Below are 19,626 nucleotides of genomic sequence, written 5' to 3'. Positions count from 1 at the left end.
GCATCATAAATGGAGAAACATCATCTTGTGCAAACTGGAAAAAATTTAAAGGCTGGTCTTATCGCCAGCCTGGATACCAAAACATATTTGAAAGGATGACGAACAAATGGACATGCAAACATTACTTGATCAAGCAATCGAAGCCAGGAAAAAAGCGTATACGCCCTATTCAAATTTTCAAGTAGGCGCAGCCGTTTTGACAAAAGATCATCATGTCTTTCAAGGCTGCAATATTGAAAACGCCTCCTATGGATTGGCCAATTGCGCTGAAAGAACGGCTATTTTTAAAGCGGTTTCTGAAGGAAAAAAGGAAATAGATACAATCGTTGTTGTTGCTGATACGGAGGGCCCTGTTTCACCTTGTGGTGCCTGTCGCCAAGTAATGGCCGAATTCTGTGATAAAGACACAAAAATTATTTTAGCTAATTTAAACGGCGAAAAGATGGAGACCACCATTGATGAATTGCTGCCCGGGTTTTTTTCTTCTAAAGATTTAACAAAATAAATTTTTTTGTTTGTAATGAAAGCGAATACGAACAACTTTTGGAGGACTTACAATGAAATACATCATTGCGATTATCGGACTGCTTGTTGTTTTCGGACTGGCATACTTGGCAAGCAATAATCGGAAAAACATCAAAATAAAACCGATTATTCTTATGGTCATTATTCAAGTCATATTATCAGCATTATTATTAAATACCACGTTAGGCCTGGATTTAATCAAAGTATTTGCAGGAGTCTTTAATAAATTATTAGGCTATGCAGGTGCCGGGATCTCGTTTGTTTTCGGGGGACTTGCCAATAAAGGAGAAATGCCATTCTTCCTAAATGTATTGCTGCCAATCGTGTTTATTTCCGTGCTAATTGGAATATTTCAGTATTTGAAGATCCTGCCGTTTATTATGAAAGCCATTGGGTTATTACTCAGCAAAGTAAACGGAATGGGGAAATTGGAATCCTATAATGCGGTTGCTTCGGCCATGATTGGTCAATCTGAAGTGTTTATTACGGTGAAAAAGCAGCTCGGTCTCTTGCCTGCCCATCGTTTATATACCCTTTGTGCATCAGCGATGTCCACCGTTTCAATGTCAATTGTCGGTGCCTATATGACCATGGTTGAACCAAGGTACGTGGTTACGGCACTTGTTCTGAATTTATTTGGCGGATTTATCATCACTTCTATTATTAACCCTTATACGGTAAATCCAAACGAGGATATTCTTGATATCCAGGAAACAGAAAAGCAGAGCTTTTTTGAAATGTTAGGCGAATACATTATGGATGGTTTTAAAGTAGCCGTGATTGTCGGTGCGATGCTAATTGGTTTTGTTGCCTTAATGGCTGCCATTAATAATATTTTTGATTTAATTTTTCATATTACATTCCAGGAGATATTGGGATATATCTTTTCGCCGATTGCGTTTATCATGGGAATTCCATTTTCAGAGGCTGTCCAAGCTGGCGGTATAATGGCCGAAAAGCTTGTAACCAATGAGTTTGTAGCCATGATGGACCTGGCGAAAATAGGGGATGCCTTCAGCACTCGCACATTAGGAATTATTTCTGTTTTCCTTGTTTCATTTGCCAATTTTTCATCGATCGGGATTATTGCTGGAGCCGTAAAAAGCCTTAACGAGAAAAAGGGTAATGTTGTCGCCAAATTTGGCTTAAAGCTTTTATACGGCGCCACTCTGGTAAGTGTGTTATCGGCTGTGATTGTAAGTATTGTTTTATAATCTGTTGAAAAAGCATTTTTTCACCCTGTAGAGGAGGATGGAAAACTGCTTTTTCCTTTTTGAAGGAGGGGAATGTTGTGAAAATAATCTTTCACAACAAAGCATATGAGTTTCGTCGGATTATTTCTTTCGGGTGCCGTTTTATTTCTTAATAGTTTGATGTTAACAGGAAAAGCAGAAGCAAAAAGTGTTGGGGTTTTTAATCTGTTTGTAGGAGTCATCCAACTGATTATACCTTTTTATTTAATCATGGTGTCGGGTCAACATCATTGGGAGTTGTATAACTACGCATCTATCTTTTTATTTGGTTTAACTTATTTATATGTTGGGGTCACCGCATTAACAGGACTTGATGGCAGGGGACTTGGCTGGTTTTGTTTGTGGGTGGCGGTTATCGCGGTTGTTTATACGTTCACAGCCGTGATCCACTTCCATGATGCTGTCAGTGCGATTACATGGGGAATGTGGGCTTTTCTGTGGCTGTTATTCTTTTTATCCAATTCACTGCAAATGAAGATTGACCATTATCTTGGACGGGTTGCCTTTATTCAATCCTGGGTTACCTTAACGATCCCGTCTTTATTGTATTTTTTAGGAATTTGGAACACACCTGTTGTCAAACAAATATGGCTGATGGTTTTAATCGTATCCATCGTTTATTTTTGTATAAGCTTACTTAAATTCCGTTTACCTATGCAGAAAAACAATGAAAGCCTTGAAGAGATGATTTGAGGAGGATTTATCGACACAAACACTTTCTGATCTGGGGGAGGGCAACCGCAGCTGACCATTTCAATGTGAAAATGCCTGTTGTACGGTACAAGGTTTTTTAAAGCGTTGAAAATTAATTTGGAGGTGTAAAGATTGAAAACGATCTTGATTACAGGGGCAGGTACAGGGCTTGGTAAAGAACTTGCCCTTGCATATGCCCAAGAAGGAAATCGAATCATTCTGGTGGGAAGAACACCATCTCATTTGGATGAAGTTAGACAAATGATAGGAAAGACAAACGGAAGTGCTACATCAGCGACCTGTGATATTACAGATCCTAAAATGGTTGAACAATTGCTTTACAATTGAATAAAACAGAAAAAATTGATCAAGTGATTAATAATGCTGGTATCGGTTACTTTGGCCCCCTGGAAGAAATCTCAGCGGATAAAATCAGTGATATGATCGATACGAATGTAAAGGGAACGATTTATGTAACAAAGGCAATATTGCCGACCTTCTTGGAACGGAATGCCGGAAAAATTATGAACATTATTTCAACCGCTGGATTACGCGGGAAAGTTCAGGAAACAGCCTATTGTGCAAGTAAGTTTGCGATTCGAGGGTTCACCGAAGCCTTAGTGAAAGAGTTAGAGAATACTTCGATTTCTGTTTCCGGTGTCTATATGGGGGGGATGGATACTCCATTTTGGGATGAAAATAACTTTGTGACTGACCGTTCAAGATTAAAATCGGCAAAAGACGTAGCACGGGAAATACTAGAAAGGGAAAATGAAACCGAGTTGATTATTGGTTAATCGTTTCATCCTTAACGGTATCCTGCTAACCACTAACTGCTATTTTAGATAAATCAAAATAAAAAGTACTGCCTTTAAAAGTTAAATTCTTCTCCAATGGGCTCTCCATTAAAAAAACCTCATTTAGATATGTTACGCTACCGTACCATAAGTAAATGAGGTTTTTTGCGGAAAACAGATACAGCACCTTTCAATATGAGGGAATGTGTTATTTATATGAATAATATGGTCGATAAAGTTATTGTAAAATTCAAAAATAAGTTTATATTCTTAATACTTTTATTTAAAAAAAGCTAGATATGTAGATGTTTTTCTGAAAAATACAATTGTGTTTTTTATATAGTAGTATTATAATTGAATAATAATTCAGATAAGTAAGTAAGAAGCAATTAGTTGGAAGGAGGGAGTCAAAGTGGAAACAAAAGAATTAAAGAGAGGCTTAAAATCACGTCATATTCAGATGATTGCGTTAGGCGGTACAATTGGTGTCGGATTATTTATGGGGTCAGCAAGTACCATTCAATGGACGGGTCCTTCTGTGCTGTTTGCCTATATGATTGCAGGAATTTTTATCTTTTTTATTATGAGGGCAATGGGAGAAATGTTATATTTGGAGCCAAGTACGGGCTCTTTCGCAACATTTGGATATAAGTATATTCATCCATTAGCTGGGTATTTAACGGCATGGAGCAACTGGTTTCAGTGGGTAATTGTCGGGATGTCAGAAATTATTGCCGTTGGGGCATACATGAAGTATTGGTTCCCAGATCTCCCCGCTTGGATTCCCGGTTTGGTTGCCTTTGTGATTCTTGGGGCAGCCAACTTAATCTCGGTTAAATCGTTTGGTGAATTTGAATTTTGGTTTTCGTTAATCAAAGTTGTCACTATTTTAATCATGATAGTTGCCGGATTTGGTCTTATTTTCTTCGGACTTGGCAATGGAGGAACCCCAACCGGGTTATCAAACCTTTGGAAACATGGCGGCTTTTTTACAGGTGGCTGGTCAGGATTCTTTTTTGCACTATCACTGGTTATTGGGGCATATCAAGGTGTCGAATTAATCGGGATTACAGCGGGAGAAGCAGAAGATCCGCAAAAAACGTTAACAAAAGCGACCCAAAGCATTATTTGGCGGATATTAATTTTTTATATTGGGGCAATCTTTGTGATTGTGACCGTTTATCCATGGGATCAGCTGCATTCAATTGGCAGTCCATTTGTTGCAACCTTTGCAAAACTTGGAGTTACAGCGGCAGCCGGAATTATTAACTTTGTTGTCATCACTTCGGCAATGTCCGGGTGCAACAGCGGGATTTACAGTGCAGGCCGAATGCTTTACACATTGGGCGTCAATGGACAAGCACCAAAAATCTTTACGAAATTATCTTCTAATGGGGTACCCCTTTTAAGTACGATCGGTGTACTGGTTGGTTTGGCCGTGGGGATTATTTTAAGTTATATTGCACCAAAAAATCTATTCGTCTATGTCTATAGTGCTAGTGTACTTCCAGGGATGATTCCGTGGTTTGTTATTCTGATCAGCCAAATTCGATTCAGAAAAGAGAAGGGGGATAAAATGGACAATCATCCATTCAAAATGCCTTTTGCCCCTGTATCAAACTACCTGACAATCGCTTTCCTGGTTCTAATATTAATAGGAATGTGGTTTAATAAAGATACCCGTGTATCGCTTGTTGTAGGGATTGTTTTTCTGGCGCTTGTTTCCATCAGCTATTACGCATTTGGCATCGGAAAGCGTGCAGCGGGAGCTCAAACCAAACGTGTTTCTTAAGACTTCTTGAAAATAGCATTATAGTTATCAACAGGGGCAGTTATAACAATGCCTCTGTTTTTATTATGAAACAAATAACTAGGTAAATGAATGTCAGCTAGTTAAAAAACTCATTTAGACGCATTACGGGGAGCTGTAACATAACGTAAAATAAGGCAGGGACTTTAAATGAAGGAACATCATCAACCCAATACTTTAAATGCCCATAAAAGTCAAAATGGGATTACACCTGAATTCATTGAAAATGCTCATAAACTTAGAGAACAGTTACTTCTTGGAATACAACTTTGTGACCCTGCAATTATAAACAGCTTTGAAAGAGACATTCAACAGGGGATTGGAGAGGAAAGATTAAACATCCTTAATAGAGTCCCGAATAATAGGCTCCGGTCCTACAAGAATATTTTATTATCACACAATACGCTTTATAGTTATGCTGCTGAAAAAGGTGGTTTAAGCCCATGGCAATGCCATTTTATATCAGAGAAATATGCTATTATGATTGAGCATGCCAACGCAATTTCTGAACTTGATCAAATTCATGGGAATATGGTAACAGAATATTCCGACCCAACAATACGTAAATCTAAAAGCAAAAATTTAACGATTGTGGAGAAGGCGGAAAACTATATAGAGATGAACTTTGCGGAGGACATTTCACTAGAAGAAATGGCATTGAAATTACATGTTCATCCTTCACATTTAATGCGTGCGTTTAAGAGAGAAAAAGGAATAACTATTAGTAATTATCGAAATTTGAGAAGAATACGAGAGGCAAAAGAGCTTATTCTATTCTCCAATCTTTCCATGACGGAAATTGCCTTTATGGTTGGATTTAGCAACCCTCCGTATTTTTCTAAGTTTTTCAAAGAGGTAGAAGGAGTAACTCCCGGAGAGTTTAAAAGGAAGAGTAAGAAATCTCTATAAAAGAAGTGACGTACGTGTGAGTACGTTCCTTTTAGTGGTGTATGAGAAAATCATGCGCCTATTTATTTTGCTCTTTTTTTACGAACTGCGTATTTACTTTCCCTTTTTTGGATAAAAATTCATGCAATTATACTATAAAAACATGCAATTATAGTTTAAAAGTGCCAGTGTCATTAGATGTATACTAATTAAGTAATGTGTAAAGCGCTTACAAAGAGGGGTGTGTTTAGTAAAACAGCATGAAAGATATCGCTAACTTTATAAAAAAGATGGAGGAGGGTGGCTTATGAAGAAGTTTGGAGTAAAAGACCAAGTTGGTTATGCGCTGGGGGATATTGGAGGAAGTTTCGTTAACTTATTTATAGGCGGATTTTTCTTAATGTTTTGTACCTATGTATTGGGTGTTAGTCCTTATTTTATGGGGACGATGTTTTTGTTAGGTAAATTCTTTGATGCCATTTGTAATGTGATTATGGGAACGATTCCAGACCGTTGGAGATTAGGGAAATCTGGCGATAAATTTTTACCATATATTAATATTTCTAAATGGATATTAGCAGCATCTTGTTTATTAGCTTTTGCAAATGTATCTAGTTGGGGATCTGCAGCCACTCATGTTTGGGTAGTATTCGTTTATTTATTCTTCTGTGTCGCTTATACAGCGGATTCCATTCCTTACGGTTCTCTTGCATCTGTTATAACGAATGATCCTGTTGAACGTACAAAATTATCTTGTGCTCGTGCGATTGGCGGTATGGTTGTTGGTCTTGGATTTTTATCTTTCGTTCCAATGTTTATCTATGATAAATCCCATTCTATAGTTCCAAACGCATTCTTCAAAATTGCGATTGTTTTTAGTATTTTATCGGTATTAGCTTATACAGGACTTGTAAAATTAACAACAGAACGTATTCATGATGATCAACAAGAAGGGGCAAAATCCGATTATCGTTTTAAGGATGCATTTACAGTAGCGATAAAAAATAGACCGTTAATTGGTATGATGTTTGCATCCATTGGTTCACTTTTAATGATAAATGGTGTAAGCCAATTAGCTCCCATTGTCTTTGCAGAACGTTATCATATGCCAGGTGCTTTCGCTATTAATTCTTTCATTAGCATCGGTGTTACACTGATATTATTCGTGATCGTTCCTAAACTAGTTGTTAAGTTCAATAAAAGAAATTTAGTTATTGCCACATCCATCTTCAGTTTAGTTGCGACTGCTTTAATGACATTGGTTATTTTTGAAAATGTATACGTGTTCATGGTTTTATATAACCTTGCTACAATCGGTTCATCCGTCTTCGTTATGGTTGTTTGGGCTCTTGTAACAGATTGTATCGACTATGCAGAACTTCAAACTGGAAAGCATTACGAAGGAACCCTTTATTCCCTTTATTCCTTTGCTCGTAAAGTAGGTATGGGATTAGGTTCTGCACTCGGAAGTTATGCTTTAGGCTGGGTTGGCTTCGTTTCTGGAGCAAAATCTCAATCACCAGCAGTGGCTGAAGGTGTATTAAAGATGTACACTGGTATGCCAATTATTGCATTCATTATCATGTTAATCGGTGTAGGTTTCATTTATAACCTAAATTCAAAAAGAACAAATGAAATGTATGCAGCATTAAAAGAAAGAAGAGCATCTTAATAGGGGCTCCCATATCGTAATTCTTCATAAAGTGAAATTGCAGGAGAGAAAGAAGAGGTTCATATGCGTACTAGATTCCTTTCAAAAATGACAAATGGGGAAGTCGAAGATTATTTAAGTAACAATGATATTATCTATGTTCCAGTTGGAGTAACGGAAACTCATGGAGCCTTACCGTTGGACTCTGAAACCGTTTTGGCAGAAGCTATTGCGTTAAAAATGGCTGAAGAATCAGATGGGCTTGTTTTGCACAACTTACCTTATTTCTTCCCAGGCGGAACGATTGTTGGCAAGGGTACCATTCAAATGAGCATAAAAGACGGAATGGCTTATTTAGACAAGATTGCAAAGTCATTATTAAAACAAGGCTTTAGACGACAAATTTATATTACCAGTCATGGTCCAGCCTATTTGACCGTAAGCGGCATGGTTCGTGATTTCTTTGATGAAACAAAAGTACCCGTCTTGTATATGGATGTATTAAAAGCAGCAGAGGCAGCCAATTTCAATCTGATGGATTCATTTCATAATATGACCATCGGTGCTTATAAAGTTTTAGGTAGATTAGAAGATGTTCCATTGAATGTACCTGAATCTCACTCTGTTACTTATGATGTTCAAGCGATGTTAGCAGGCATGAGTAAGAATCCTGGTAATACATTAGGAAAATATGCTTATCAATCAGGAGCAGTGGGTTCTTACTTTGATAAGCCATCTGACCATATGGCTACACCGCTTTTGAAAACACCCGAAGAAAGAGAAGTACATGCAGATGCGGGTGTTCAAGCGATTAATGAACTTGTCAAGGCATTGGATATGCCGGCTATCGTGGAAACACTTCGACAAGTGGATGTTTATACCAAGGATACGATTCTTCCAAAATACGGGGCGCATTTGCCTAATGGAATAGCGTAAAAAACAAATATCAAGTCGTGCGAATCATATGGGTATCGCACGGCTTTTCTCGTTTAATCGAGAAATATAAAGCCGCAGAGTCTGCTCTATATAACGATAAGACCTCATTTTGATACATCACGGTGAACCGTATCATCGGTAAATGAGGTTTTTTTCTTTAAGTCAAGAAATGAAGAATAATAAGCATGTTTTATGAGCTATTGGAAATACCATCAGGACAAAGAATATCCAAAGTTTGGTGGGATTTTGAAACATGAAACTATTTGACATGATACGTGATGCATTTGAACCTTTTATGGATGGAGAAAAAAGACCTTTGAATGTAATGGAGGTTTCTAACCTGGGTTTTTCCTTTTAGGAACGGAAATCACCATGCGTAATGAAGAAATTGGTTACAATATAGCTCTTGATCCGGAATTGAAACAAATTTTAAGGGATGTTAGAGAAACTGTGCATGTCCCGATTCGAGACGAGTTGATCGAGTTTCTAAAGAAAGAAGGTATCCCATTACCAAATACTACGTCTGAAAAACCACTCGGGGATTTTCAGAATATACCGGAGGGCGCAAGGCTGAATGACGAGGAGCTGGCTAACCTCATGTCCTATAATCAGGCGATGGGAGTCAACTATGCCGCCAAAGGTCTAACTGAATCGATACGGGCCGATGTTGGGTTACTTTTTTCAAAAATTATCTTGAAGAAAACCATGGCGGGGTTAACCGTAAAACAATACTTAGATCGGCATGAGTGGCTTCGTGTTCCGCCTTATTACAAAGGGTAAGTTCAGCTCGCGCGAAAATAATGATTAAAAATGGCTGGATGGAAGAACCTCCTCAAATGGAGGAACGAAAGCAAATAATTAAAAAGTAAAGTCATAATATACTACCTAACTGGTACTTTACTTGAATAAGAAAAACATAAGAATCCAAGACCAGGTGTGTAAATTCCATGATTGGGAAAAATGGTTGTTTTTAATTCCTCTTGCAAATTTTTCCGAAAAATGTTAAACTTTAGAAGAATTATTTTTGTTCGGTGTAAAGGATAGCATAAGATTAACTTTTCGTCTTGATGATCACTGAGTGCAAGGATAGTAACACATTGTGTGCAAAGCGCACAGCAGGAGGAAACAAAATGGAACAAGGTAAAGTAAAATGGTTTAACGCAGAAAAAGGTTTCGGATTTATCGAACGTGACGGTGGAGAAGACGTATTCGTTCATTTCTCAGCTATCCAAGGCGAAGGTTTCAAATCTTTAGACGAAGGTCAAGCAGTTACTTTTGACGTTGAGCAAGGTCAACGTGGAGCTCAAGCAGCTAACGTACGTAAAGCTTCATAATAAGAACAAACTAAAGCAGGCTCTTTATAGAGTCTGTTTTTTTATTTCTTCTTTTAAAAACAAGGAGCCCCACTCACGAATGAGTAGGGCACATGTAAACAAGTAAATCAAATGGTAATCAAAAGTGTATCACATAATCACGAATTCTCCTAATTAAGTATAAAATTAGATATCAATTAGTTGAAGAACTGTGTCCTATTGTGTTTCACCCCAGATATAAAAAGGTACCCGATTAATCGCGTGCATACTTAATTATGCCATGTAAATAAACGGAGTATTCTCGCTGTACACATTCTCTTAACTTGATTTTTCCTTCCTTTTCTAATTCTCCAACCCATTCTTCAATTATTTTTCCATCTTCTTTTGTAGCCTTGGGAATTTCTGTTGAAAACAAATTACCTCGACTAGCATTGCGTAGATTTTTTAATAAACCAACTTTATTCATTGGGTCATCCCCTTTATCTATGATTTTCGACATCTAAGCTTGGTAGATTCTTCATTTAAAAATATCATATTAAAAGATTTAAGGATATCAGATATTGGGCGGTTTTGGTATAAATTAGATAATATTGTTAATTACCCGGGAAATGTGAAGGGTTTTAGAGAAGTTTGTCGAAATCCTCTGGAAAATGCTGTAGATGGTTTGAATAAAAAATAGAAATTGTCAGTTTTTAAAGTGAATGAAAAAGTTGGAGATAACTATATCGGGTACCGATACATGATATAATTTTATTAGAAAAAAATGGAAGTGTGTAAAAAGGGAGGTTTGAAATAGATGAAATGGTTGAAAAAGTTTAAAGAAGGACTTACTGGGTTAACTGATGCCATTGGACGTTTTCCTTTAACCACTTTCTTCTTATTCGCTGCAGCCGTGGCTAATGCTTATTCGATTAGTACAGAAAGGAATGATACCAAGTTACTTTTAACCTTTATCCTTGGTGCGTTACTTAGTGCTGTCGCCCAGGTTGGTTATGAGCGATTCTATACTACATTTTCGTCCCGACTGATGCTAATGGGAGCGGCTATCATCCTAACGGGTGGATACTACTCGATTGTTAGACCAGCTCCAAATTTAAGTACAGAGATCGAAATTAGAATCGTGGTAGCCATGTTTGCGCTGCTTTGGGCCTTCATCTGGGTGCCCGTAATTAAAAGCAACACCAGTTTTAATAAAAGTTTCATGATTACCTTTAAGTCATTTTTTATTTCCCTCTTTTTCTCTGGTATTATCTACGGCGGGATCGCGATTATCCTTGTGGCCTATAATGAGCTGATTTTTAAGATTGGTTATACAGCTTACCCACATACAGCCAACCTTATATTTGTTCTTTTTGCACCCTTGTACTTCCTATCACTCATCCCTGATTATTCAAGGGCGAAGGACGACACGATTGATCAAGCTGCACATTGTCCGACGTTTTTGAGAATACTGCTCTCGTATATTTTGATCCCACTAGTAGCAGTGTTTACGCTCATCTTAGTGCTTTATATTTTAAAAAATATCAGCGGGGCATTTTGGGCCGATAATTTACTTGAACCAATGCTGGTTTCTTATGCCATTACCGTTATTTTGCTTTATATCTTAGTTAGTGAGCTAGAGAATAAGTTTACGGTCTTTTTTAGAAAGGTTTTTCCTAAGGTATTAATACCTATTGTTCTCTTTCAGGTTTCCTCTTCGGTCATAAGTCTGAATGAAATGGGTGTTACACATACCCGTTACTATGTGATTTTGTTTGGTGTATTTGCAATAATGGCTGGTGTTTTATTTAGCTTTTTACCAGTACGGAAAAATGGTATTATTGCGGTTTTGTTGATTATTTTTTCAGCCATTTCGATTGTTCCTCCGGTTGATGCGTTTACCATCAGTCGTAACAGTCAGATTGCAACCCTTGAGGATGAGCTATTAAAATATGATATGCTCGAAAATAATAAAATTAAGCCTAACGAGTCCGTATCTGAAAAGGATAGAAGGATTATAACCAATACTGTTCAGTACTTAGACCGCATGGGATATACAAAGGAGATTGCTTGGTTACCGAGAAATTTTGATGTTTACAAGGATTTTAAGGATACGTTTGGCTTTCAAGAGTATCAGGAATCGGGGGATGTAAATCAATCCGTCTACCTGACAATGGAGCCATCAATGCCGATTAATATTGAAGGATCTGATCGATTTATTCAAATGGATCTTTATCCATTCGATAACAATGGTGAGCAGAAGATTAACGATTTTAAGAAGGCGGGTAAGACCTATACCCTCGTAACAGATACAAAAGGAAAACGTATTGACTTGAGATTGGTGGGAGAAGACAGACAAGAGCTTATCCGTTTTAATACTCAAGAAATCATTGATAAGTTCTATCATTATAATGCAACTAAGAGCATGATAACAGCGGAAGAAGCTACGTTCACGAAGGAGAACAGGCGTGCTAAACTGACGATCGTGGTGCAAAATGTAAGTATTGAAAAGCAAGCTAACCAGAATAACGCAGGGATATTTGTATTTATTCAGATTAAATAGCTGGACTCTATATGTGATTATTCAGGCCCCTCTCAGTGCAGAGGGGTTTTGGTTTTTCGTATTAAGGGAATGAAAGAGAAAGTGGGGTTGAGGATGAAGGAATGTGTCCTTCATAAATAATCATCCTATATGAAGTTAATATTGAGTTGCCGATTTAAATAAAATAAAAATAAGGTACGGCTCTAACGGCAAGAATAAGCAAATAGAAAGGGGAATGCCGATGTTAGATTTAACCATTAACTGGAAAGGTAAAATGGCCTTTGCAGGAACGACCCCCTCAGGCCATGAGATCAAACTGGATGCCGCTCCAGAGGTTGGTGGAGAAAATACGGGAGCAAGACCGACCGAACTGCTTCTCCAGGCTGTCGCAGGCTGCACGGGAATGGATATTATTTCAATTCTGCACAAAATGCGGCTTGAGCCCAGCTCCTTTCAAATAGATGTGGAAGGCGAGCGGGCGGAGGAACACCCAAAACGATTTACAAATATCAATCTCCACTATGCCTTAGACGGGGATTTACCTGAAGACAAAGTCATTCGTGCGATTCAATTGTCAAAAGACAAATATTGCTCTGTTTCCCATTCCTTAAGTGCCGAAATCACTGTCAGCTACTCCATAAATGGGGTTAAAGGGAAAAGGTCTATTTAAGATTCTAAGTAACTGCCTGTAGGAAAGGCAGTTATTTTTTATAATGGGGTCCATAACCCCTGAAGGAGAAAAAAGTGAAGTCGTACGAAGGATAAGAAGGGTTCATAACCCCTGAAGGAGAAAAAAGTGAAGTCGTACGAAGGATAAGAGGGGTTCATAACCCCTGAAGGAGAAAAAAGTAAAGTCGTACGAAGGATAAGAGGGGTTCATAACCCTCGAAGGAGAAAAAAGTAAAGTCGTTCGAAGGATAAGAAGGGTTCATAACCCCTGAAGGAGAAAAAAGTGAAGTCGTTCGAAGGATAAGAGGGGTTCATAACCCTCGAAGGAGAAAAAAGTAAAGTCGTTCGAAGGATAAGAGGGGTTCATAACCCCCGAAGAAGAGAAAAGTAAAGTCGTTCGAAGGATACGTCCCCTTGCTTCCCCTTGCTTCCCTTGTTTCCACTCCTATTCTCTTAAAATAATATTTTTTGTGTAACCGATTGCATTTTTTGCCGAATGGCGTTAGAATGTAAACAAGAAGAAAAATGTTAACGTTAACATTCCATCAAACTAATAAATTATTAATCTTTTTTTAGTACTAATTATTGTTAACGTTAACATTCATAATAATAGGAAGCTGGTGAACCTATGAGAAATTTCATGGATGAGAATTTTCTTTTAAACAATCAAATAGCTGAACGCTTATATCATGAGTATGCAAAACAAATGCCTATTATCGACTATCATTGCCATTTAAGTCCAAAGGAAATCTATGAAAATAAGACCTTTAAAAATGTCACTGAAATCTGGCTTTACGGTGACCATTATAAATGGCGCTTAATGAGAGCAAATGGTGTGGATGAAGAGTACATTACTGGCAGTGCCTCTGACTATGATAAATTCATCGCCTGGGCAAAAACAGTACCAATGACCATTGGAAATCCTCTATTTAACTGGACACATCTAGAATTGCAAAGGTTTTTCGGGATACATGAATTACTTAACGAAAAAAGTGCTCCAGAAATTTGGGAAAAGATTAATGGTTTATTAAATAGTCAAGGCTTTGGAGCAAGAGATTTAATTAAAAAATCAAATGTAAAAGTTGTCTGCACAACCGATGATCCAACTGACAGCCTTGAATATCACTTAAAACTAAAAGATGAGTCTGATTTTGAGGTTAAAGTTTTGCCAAGCTTTAGACCGGATAAAGGTTTAGAAATTAACCGGAATACCTTCCAACCATGGGTTGAAAAGCTCCAAACCGTTTCAGGTATTTCAATTGAATCCTATGGGGATTTTCTTAAAGCACTAGAGTCAAGAGTGAGATTTTTTGATTCAGTAGGATGCAGGGTCTCTGACCATGCCATTGATCAAATGATTTATGCTGAAACTTCAGAAGAAGAAGCTGCTGCGATTTTTAATGTAGCCTTACAAGGCAGCAAGGTCTCTATTGAAGATGAAAAGAAATTTAAAACCTTCACCTTTAAGTTTCTAGGCAAACTTTATAAAGAGCTAGACTGGGCCATGCAGTTCCACATAAATGCATTGCGGAATAATAATAGCAGAATGTTTGAAGAGATGGGCCCTGATACCGGCTGGGATTCTATGAATGACGAATCGATTGCAAAGCCATTATCTCGATTATTAAATTTAATCGAACAAGAAAGTGGACTTCCAAAGACCATTATCTATTCATTAAATCCCAATGACAACGCGATTATTGCCTCAATGATTGGTAATTTTCAAGGTGGAGGAATCCCAGGAAAAATTCAATTCGGTACAGCTTGGTGGTTTAACGACCATAAGGATGGAATGATTGAACAAATGAAGTCACTAGCCAATATGGGACTTATCAGCCGTTTCATCGGCATGTTGACGGATTCAAGAAGTTTTCTTTCTTATACAAGACATGAATATTTTAGAAGAATCGTATGTTCTCTAATTGCCGAATGGGTAGAAAATGGGGAAGTTCCAAATAACCTTGAGTTTTTAGGTGAAATTGTCCAAGGCATTTGTTACCTAAACGCAAAAGAATATTTTGGTTTTGACCTATAAGAAAAGCGCAAGCGCCTTGGTCAGCCCAGACAAGCACAAGACGAGCCGGCCGAAAGGTTGCTCTTTAACCTTTTGGACGGATTGGTTTGTGACCTCGAGGGGCTAGGCGCTGGAGCTGGACAATTCTCTAGGTAAAAACTTTTATACTTTCTTACCTATAAAAAAAGACCCCACCGAGTTTGCTAGTAATATTGGCGAATATTACTAGCAAACTCGGTGGGAATCCCTAGAAAAAACAAATCAACAAATATTATATCAAAAAAACAATTGTGATTTCAAGCTTCATAATAGAATTGGAGGCAACTATATGGAAAATTCATCTACCTTAAGAAAAGATGCAGTAAATAAAACATCAGTAGATCAAGAAGCGAATAAAATACCCACAAAAGAGAAAGCGCTTTATGGATTTGGCGACTTTGGTAATGGCTTCATGTTTGACTTAGGCCAGTCCTATTTAATGCATTTCTATACAGATGTTGCCGGCATTAGCGCTGCTGCGGCAGCTGGAGTTTTTTCCATAACGAAGATTTTTGATGCCTTTATGGATCCTTTGGCCGGGTCACTTATTGATGCAAGAACACCGGGTAAACGTGGTAAATTCCGTCCCGTCATGATGCTTTCAGCTATTATTCTTGCAGTTTTGACGGTTCTTACCTTTACAATGCCTGACCTTTCTATGGGCGGGAAAATCGCTTGGGCATATGGTACCTACATGGCTTGGGGTCTTGTTTATTCATTTACAAATGTTCCTTATGGTTCCTTGGCTTCCGTTATGACGCGGGATGTCGGAGAACGATCCTTTATGGCATCAACACGCCAGGCAGGATCAATCGGTGCTCAATTGGTTACAGGCGTTGCCTTTATTCCGATTTTATCGATGTTCGGAAGTACAAAATTAGGCTATCCGGCTACGGCTGCCATTATGGCCTTCATTGGTGTAATAGGCTTCTTTATCTGCTATAAAGGAACAAAAGAACACATTAAAACGGAAAACGCTCGAAATAAAGAAAAACAAACAGCAAAAGATTATTTACGTGTTGTGTTCACAAATCGACCATTATGGTGTTTAGTTTTAATGACCTTGTTTACGATTTCGGCCATGAATACGAATAACGCAATGATGATTTATTTCTGTCAATATAATCTTGGTCATGTTGGTTTGCAGCCTATTATTAACTTTATCCAGATGGGCAGTTCGGTTGTAGGGATTACGTTGATTCCATTTTTGGTTCGCCGCTTTGGCAAAAAGAAAACAGCAATGGCTGGACTATTAGTTGGAGTGGTTGCAGATGCTTTAAACTTTGTGATTCCGACCAATGTTTATACTTTTATCATTTTTGTTTCAATCGGTTATGCCGCTTTAGCCATTTCAAATGGTGTAACATGGGCGTTTGTTTCAGATGCTATAGATTATGGCCATTGGCACACAGGGATTCGCAAAGAAGGTGTTACTTATGCAGCGTTCAACTTCTCGCGAAAAATGGCACAGTCACTTGCCGCTCTTGTTTCTGCCGGTGTTCTCGCAGCTACTGGATATGTTGCAAACGCTCACCAAACGGCTGGTACGCTTCTTGGCATTAAAGGTACAATGACGCTTTATCCAGCAGTTGCCTTGCTTCTTGCAGCTATCATTATTGGTTTATTGTATAATTTGTCTGATGATAAATTTAAGAGTATTGCAAACGATTTGAATAATGGACGCTGGGAAAAGGGAACTTTCTAATCTTGCATTAGGCTGACCAAGGCGCTTGCGCTTTTCTTATGAGATAAGAAAGTATAAATTTTGACTTCGAGAATTGTCCAGCTCCAGGCGCCATCGGCTCGAGGTCACAAGCCAATCCGTCCAAAAGGTTAAAGAACAACCTTTCGGCCGGCTCGTCTTGTGCTTGTCGCCGATAGGCGGGCGCCTTGCGCTTTTCTTATGAATTTCTGGTATATTTAAAAAAAGCGGAATGTTAATAAAAGGGTGAAAACAAGTGGTAACGATAAAAGATATAGCGAAACTGGCAAATGTATCACATACGACTGTTTCCCGTGCATTAAATGACAGTCCGCTCATAAAGCCAGGAACGAAAAAGAAGATACAAGAATTAGCGGAACAGCTAAACTACACACCTAACTTTAATGCTAAAAGCCTTGTTATGCAAAAGTCTTATACAATTGGACTTTTCTTTACAAGTATTTCAAATGGTACGTCATCCAGTTTCTTTGCAGATACGGTAACGGGTGTAAATAGTGTGATTAATGAGGATTATAACTTATTTGTAAGAGGGATCGATGATTATCATGACTTTTCATCGATCCGCCATCATCGATTTGATGGGATTATTTTAATGAGCCAAAGTGAGTCGGATAATGCCTTTATCTACCATGTCCTTAATCAAAAAATCCCTATTGTTGTCATCAATAGAGAAGTCAGCGATCAATCCATTATTAACATATTATCGAATGACCGTGAAGGCTCATGTGATGCTGTAAAGTATCTGATTCAAAACGGCCACAAAGATATTGCCATTATGGAAGGGATTAAAGGATTTAAATCAACAATAGAGCGCAGGGAAGGATATCTGCAAGCGTTAATTGATCATCAAATTCCCATCCGGAACGAGTATATAGTGGATGGAAACTATGATATGGAAAGTGGATTTAGGGCTATGGGAAAATTACTGTCTCTAAAAAATCCACCTACAGCCGTGTTTTGCTCAAATGATGATATGGCAGTAGGTGCTCTCAATGCTGCATTTGCAAGAGGCCTAACCGTTCCTAGTGACATATCCGTCATAGGCTTTGATGATATTCAATCTGCACAATATACAAATCCATCATTGACAACCGTCAAAAAACCGATTGAAAAAATTAGTCGACTAGGTGCTGAAAAGATTTTAAAGGTATTGGAAGAAAAAGAGAACAAAGCTGAAAAGATTTTTGTCGAAACAGAGTTAATTCTTAGAAACTCAGTATCGGCACGTAAATAAACTAAACCCGTTTATAAGTGAAATTTGCTTGTTAACGGGTTTTATAAACAGAAAATATGTTCACGTGTGCAAACCAAAGGAGGATTAGATATGGAAAAACTAAATAAAAATGTGGCAGAAGGCTATCATAACTATCCTGAGAAAGTGTTGCAATTTGGCGAAGGCAATTTCTTAAGGGCCTTTGTTGATTGGCAGATTGCTGTTCTTAACAAAAAAACCGACTTCAATGGCAGTGTTGTTGTGGTCCAGCCGCGCGGAAGTGCAAAGGTTGAATTGCTCAATGAACAGGATGGCTTATATACCCTTTATTTACAGGGAATGAAGGATGGAAAAGCTGTTAAAGAACATATGTTAATTGATGCGATCAGCAGAGGCATCAATTTATTTACTCAATACGAGGAATACGTCGAGCTTGCGAAAAATCCTGAACTTCGTTTTATTTTCTCCAATACAACAGAAGCAGGCATTGCTTATGATGAGACGGACCGTTTGGAGGACCAGCCGCAAAAGAGCTTTCCTGGAAAATTAACAGCCTTCCTATATCATCGCTTCCAAGCTTTTAATGGGGATGCAGATAAAGGGATGATCATTATTCCTTGTGAATTGATTGAAAAGAACGGTGAAATATTGAAAAAGATCGTTCTTCAATATGCTGCACAATGGAACCTGGGTGAGGAATTTGTTCAATGGATTCATAAAGCGAATACGTTTTGTTCCAGTCTGGTTGACCGGATTGTTCCAGGTTTTCCAATCGATACGATCGATGAAATTACAGAAGAGCTTGGTTACAGGGATGATTTAGTGGTGGTCGGGGAGCAATACCATTTATTTGTGATTGAAGGTCCACAATGGATTAAGAATGAGTTCCCAACCCATTTAGCTGGTTTAAATACCTTATTTGTCGATGACTTAACACCCTACCGTACCAATAAAGTTCGCATTTTAAATGGTGCACATACAGCGATGACTCCTGTTTCTTATTTATACGGATTGGATACAGTGGCAGAAGCAGTTGATCACCCCGTTATTGGTACTTTCATTAAAGAACTTATTTTTAAAGAGATTCTTCCAACATTGGATCTTCCAGACGAAGAATTAAGCCTTTTTGCTGAGGCAGTTCTTGAACGATTCAGGAATCCCTTTATCAGGCATTTTCTGATGAGCATTTCATTAAACTCCATGTCAAAATATAAAACTAGAAATCTGCCAACCCTACTAGAGTATATAAACCGTAAAAAAGAATTGCCTGAAAAACTAGTTTTCTCACTAGCGGCTTTGATTTTCTTTTACAAAGGAAAAAGAGGGGCACAAGATATTCCTCTAGCAGATGATCAGGATATTCTTGAACTGTTTAAAGAGAATTGGGCCGCTTTTGACGGCTCAATCGAGAGTATAAGAACGATTGTCTCCCGTGTTTTAGGTTACGAAAAAAATTGGAAAATGGACCTAAATGCACTGCCAGGATTAACGGATGCGGTATCTCGCTATCTTTACGAATTTGAAACAAAGGGAATGGAGAAAGCGATTGAAGTTGTATTAATGGAGACTTCGAAAAAGTAA

The 19,626-nt window shown here is 38.1% G+C and carries 18 protein-coding genes; 17 read left to right on the top strand and 1 reads right to left on the bottom strand.

Annotated elements, in window-relative coordinates; all coding sequences use genetic code 11:
- The first annotated feature begins 106 nt into the window (after nt 1-106).
- The 11 genes from M3226_RS16855 to M3226_RS16810 all read left to right on the top strand — a co-directional run bounded on the left by M3226_RS16855 (nt 107) and on the right by M3226_RS16810 (nt 9,887).
- Nucleotides 107-505 (top strand): cytidine deaminase, encoded by a 399-nt coding sequence (locus M3226_RS16855; protein WP_251567112.1) that lies wholly within the window; start codon nt 107-109, stop codon nt 503-505.
- A gap of 52 nt (nt 506-557) precedes the next feature.
- Nucleotides 558-1,739 carry a NupC/NupG family nucleoside CNT transporter gene (locus M3226_RS16850; RefSeq protein ID WP_251567109.1) on the top strand — a complete coding sequence of 394 codons (1,182 nt, stop codon included), beginning with the start codon at nt 558-560 and terminating at the stop codon, nt 1,737-1,739.
- A gap of 105 nt (nt 1,740-1,844) precedes the next feature.
- Nucleotides 1,845-2,471 (top strand): AmiS/UreI family transporter, encoded by a 627-nt coding sequence (locus M3226_RS16845; protein WP_251567107.1) that lies wholly within the window; start codon nt 1,845-1,847, stop codon nt 2,469-2,471.
- 132 nt (nt 2,472-2,603) lie between these two features.
- On the top strand, nt 2,604-2,819 hold the full coding sequence (locus tag M3226_RS32510; RefSeq protein WP_308211953.1) for an SDR family NAD(P)-dependent oxidoreductase: 216 nt from the start codon (nt 2,604-2,606) through the stop codon (nt 2,817-2,819).
- Entirely contained in the window at nt 2,816-3,268 is a 453-nt protein-coding gene (locus M3226_RS16840) for an SDR family NAD(P)-dependent oxidoreductase (RefSeq protein WP_308211952.1), read from the top strand. Before M3226_RS32510 ends, M3226_RS16840 begins: the two co-directional genes overlap by 4 nt.
- A 412-nt stretch (nt 3,269-3,680) precedes the next feature.
- Nucleotides 3,681-5,060, top strand: coding sequence for an amino acid permease (locus tag M3226_RS16835; RefSeq protein ID WP_445165001.1), 1,380 nt, complete (start codon nt 3,681-3,683; stop codon nt 5,058-5,060).
- A 168-nt stretch (nt 5,061-5,228) separates the two neighbouring features.
- Entirely contained in the window at nt 5,229-5,987 is a 759-nt protein-coding gene (locus M3226_RS16830; RefSeq protein WP_251567105.1) for a helix-turn-helix transcriptional regulator, read from the top strand.
- Between the two features lie 286 nt (nt 5,988-6,273).
- Nucleotides 6,274-7,638 carry an MFS transporter gene (locus tag M3226_RS16825; protein ID WP_251567103.1) on the top strand — a complete coding sequence of 455 codons (1,365 nt, stop codon included), beginning with the start codon at nt 6,274-6,276 and terminating at the stop codon, nt 7,636-7,638.
- 63 nt (nt 7,639-7,701) lie between these two features.
- Nucleotides 7,702-8,553, top strand: a complete 852-nt coding sequence (locus M3226_RS16820; RefSeq protein ID WP_251567101.1) for a creatininase family protein — start codon at nt 7,702-7,704, stop codon at nt 8,551-8,553.
- Between the two features lie 372 nt (nt 8,554-8,925).
- A complete protein-coding gene (locus M3226_RS16815; protein ID WP_251567099.1) occupies nt 8,926-9,333 on the top strand; it encodes a DUF3231 family protein in 408 nt (135 codons plus the stop codon).
- A gap of 350 nt (nt 9,334-9,683) precedes the next feature.
- Nucleotides 9,684-9,887, top strand: a complete 204-nt coding sequence (locus M3226_RS16810) for a cold-shock protein (protein WP_251567096.1) — start codon at nt 9,684-9,686, stop codon at nt 9,885-9,887.
- A 232-nt stretch (nt 9,888-10,119) separates the two neighbouring features.
- Here M3226_RS16810 and M3226_RS16805 read toward each other — a convergent pair whose 3' ends face one another.
- The gene (locus M3226_RS16805; RefSeq protein WP_251567095.1) at nt 10,120-10,332 is read right to left on the bottom strand and encodes a hypothetical protein; all 213 of its coding nucleotides are present in this window, start codon (nt 10,330-10,332) and stop codon (nt 10,120-10,122) included.
- A 330-nt stretch (nt 10,333-10,662) separates the two neighbouring features.
- Between M3226_RS16805 and M3226_RS16800 the strand changes: the two genes are divergently transcribed.
- The 6 genes from M3226_RS16800 (at nt 10,663) to M3226_RS16775 (ending at nt 19,626) form a co-directional block, all read left to right on the top strand.
- Nucleotides 10,663-12,408 (top strand): DUF4153 domain-containing protein, encoded by a 1,746-nt coding sequence (locus tag M3226_RS16800; RefSeq protein WP_251567093.1) that lies wholly within the window; start codon nt 10,663-10,665, stop codon nt 12,406-12,408.
- Between the two features lie 220 nt (nt 12,409-12,628).
- On the top strand, nt 12,629-13,057 hold the full coding sequence (locus M3226_RS16795) for an OsmC family protein (RefSeq protein WP_251567091.1): 429 nt from the start codon (nt 12,629-12,631) through the stop codon (nt 13,055-13,057).
- 627 nt (nt 13,058-13,684) lie between these two features.
- Complete coding sequence (uxaC, locus tag M3226_RS16790) at nt 13,685-15,091, top strand: glucuronate isomerase (RefSeq protein ID WP_251567089.1); 1,407 nt, start codon at nt 13,685-13,687, stop codon at nt 15,089-15,091.
- Nucleotides 15,092-15,398: 307 nt separating this feature from the next.
- Nucleotides 15,399-16,814, top strand: a complete 1,416-nt coding sequence (locus tag M3226_RS16785; RefSeq protein ID WP_251567087.1) for a glycoside-pentoside-hexuronide (GPH):cation symporter — start codon at nt 15,399-15,401, stop codon at nt 16,812-16,814.
- A 253-nt stretch (nt 16,815-17,067) separates the two neighbouring features.
- On the top strand, nt 17,068-18,066 hold the full coding sequence (locus tag M3226_RS16780) for a LacI family DNA-binding transcriptional regulator (protein WP_251567085.1): 999 nt from the start codon (nt 17,068-17,070) through the stop codon (nt 18,064-18,066).
- A gap of 90 nt (nt 18,067-18,156) precedes the next feature.
- Nucleotides 18,157-19,626: a tagaturonate reductase gene (locus tag M3226_RS16775; RefSeq protein WP_251567083.1), complete on the top strand. Its 1,470-nt coding sequence runs from the start codon at nt 18,157-18,159 to the stop codon at nt 19,624-19,626.

This window comes from Neobacillus cucumis, assembly GCF_023715505.1.
The sequence above is the reverse complement of the archived record's forward strand: the minus strand, read 5'-3'. Positions and strand labels throughout refer to the sequence as shown.

Coding starts and splice junctions, on each gene's coding strand:
- M3226_RS16855 (WP_251567112.1), top strand. CDS start 107: ATGGACATGCAAACATTACTTGATCAAGCAATCGAAGCCAGGAAAAAA.
- M3226_RS16850 (WP_251567109.1), top strand. CDS start 558: ATGAAATACATCATTGCGATTATCGGACTGCTTGTTGTTTTCGGACTG.
- M3226_RS16845 (WP_251567107.1), top strand. CDS start 1,845: ATGAGTTTCGTCGGATTATTTCTTTCGGGTGCCGTTTTATTTCTTAAT.
- M3226_RS16830 (WP_251567105.1), top strand. CDS start 5,229: ATGAAGGAACATCATCAACCCAATACTTTAAATGCCCATAAAAGTCAA.
- M3226_RS16825 (WP_251567103.1), top strand. CDS start 6,274: ATGAAGAAGTTTGGAGTAAAAGACCAAGTTGGTTATGCGCTGGGGGAT.
- M3226_RS16820 (WP_251567101.1), top strand. CDS start 7,702: ATGCGTACTAGATTCCTTTCAAAAATGACAAATGGGGAAGTCGAAGAT.
- M3226_RS16815 (WP_251567099.1), top strand. CDS start 8,926: ATGCGTAATGAAGAAATTGGTTACAATATAGCTCTTGATCCGGAATTG.
- M3226_RS16810 (WP_251567096.1), top strand. CDS start 9,684: ATGGAACAAGGTAAAGTAAAATGGTTTAACGCAGAAAAAGGTTTCGGA.
- M3226_RS16805 (WP_251567095.1), bottom strand. CDS start 10,332: ATGAATAAAGTTGGTTTATTAAAAAATCTACGCAATGCTAGTCGAGGT.
- M3226_RS16800 (WP_251567093.1), top strand. CDS start 10,663: ATGAAATGGTTGAAAAAGTTTAAAGAAGGACTTACTGGGTTAACTGAT.
- M3226_RS16795 (WP_251567091.1), top strand. CDS start 12,629: ATGTTAGATTTAACCATTAACTGGAAAGGTAAAATGGCCTTTGCAGGA.
- uxaC (WP_251567089.1), top strand. CDS start 13,685: ATGAGAAATTTCATGGATGAGAATTTTCTTTTAAACAATCAAATAGCT.
- M3226_RS16785 (WP_251567087.1), top strand. CDS start 15,399: ATGGAAAATTCATCTACCTTAAGAAAAGATGCAGTAAATAAAACATCA.
- M3226_RS16775 (WP_251567083.1), top strand. CDS start 18,157: ATGGAAAAACTAAATAAAAATGTGGCAGAAGGCTATCATAACTATCCT.